General features: G+C 42.3%; 1 protein-coding gene. It reads left to right on the top strand.

What is annotated here, in order from left to right; genetic code table 11:
- On the top strand, positions 1-1,403 hold a 1,403-nt coding region (locus HGB55_RS14935; RefSeq protein ID WP_305791991.1), incomplete at both ends, for a Calx-beta domain-containing protein.

The following is a 1,403-nucleotide window of genomic DNA, read 5'->3' as shown; positions in this document are numbered from 1 at the left end:
AATGTACAGGGCGGTTTCAGTGTAGATTACCAAACAGCAGATGGTACAGCGATAGCAGAGGATGATTATCAATCACAATCAGGTACGCTAACCTTTACAGGCACTACCGAAGAGAGTCATCCAATTACAGTTTCAATAGCAGATGATACTTTGATAGAACCGACCGAGCGTTTGTATGTGAATTTGAGTAATTTGAGCACTACGCTGATTGGTATCAATGATTCACAAGGAGAGATAACTATTGAGGACAATGACGGAGGTGCAGGCAATGGACTAACCATCAGTGACATTACGGTTAACGAAGGTGATGGTACAGCGACAGTTCAAGTAACCTTAACAGGCAATGTACAGGGAGGTTTCAGTGTAGATTACCAAACTGCAGATGGTACAGCGATAGCTGAGGGAGATTATCAATCACAATCAGCAACACTAACCTTTACAGGAGATACAGGAGAGACCAAAGAGATAGAAGTTTTAATCAACGATGATGCTTTGATAGAACCAACCGAGCGTTTGTATGTAAACTTGAGTAATTTAAGCACGACACTGATAGGTATCAATGATTCACAAGGAGAGATAACTATTGAGGACAATGACGGAGGTGCAGGCAATGGACTCACCATCAGTGATATTACGGTTAACGAAGGTGATGGTACAGCGACAGTTCAAGTAACCTTAACAGGCAATGTACAGGGAGGTTTCAGTGTAGATTACCAAACAGCAGACGGTACAGCGATAGCAGAGGATGATTATCAATCACAATCAGCAACACTAACTTTTACAGGAGATACAGGAGAGACCAAAGAGATAGAAGTTTCAATAGCAGATGATACTTTGATAGAACCGACCGAGCGTTTGTATGTAAACTTGAGTAATTTAAGCACGACGCTGATTGGTATCAATGATTCACAAGGAGAGATAACTATTGAGGACAATGACGGAGGTGCAGGCAATGGACTCACCATCAGTGACATTACGGTTAACGAAGGTGATGGTACAGCGACAGTTCAAGTAACCTTAACAGGCAATGTACAGGGCGGTTTCAGTGTAGATTACCAAACAGCAGACGGTACAGCGATAGCACCGGATGATTATACAGTACAATCAGCAACACTAACTTTTACAGGAGATACAGGAGAGACCAAAGAGATAGAAGTTTCAATAGCAGATGATACTTTGATAGAACCGACCGAGCGTTTGTATGTGAATTTGAGTAATTTAAGCACGATGCTGATAGGTATCAATGATTCACAAGGAGAGATAACTATTGAGGACAATGACGGCGGTGCAGGCAATGGACTCACCATCAGTGACATTACGGTTAACGAAGGTGATGGTACAGCGACAGTTCAAGTAACCTTAACAGGCAATGTACAGGGCGGTTTCAGTGTAGATTACCAAAC

Origin of the sequence: Lutibacter sp. B1 (genome assembly GCF_012524075.1) — a bacterium.
Classification (GTDB): Bacteria; Bacteroidota; Bacteroidia; order Flavobacteriales; family Flavobacteriaceae; genus Lutibacter.
The sequence above is the reverse complement of the archived record's forward strand: the minus strand, read 5'-3'. Positions and strand labels throughout refer to the sequence as shown.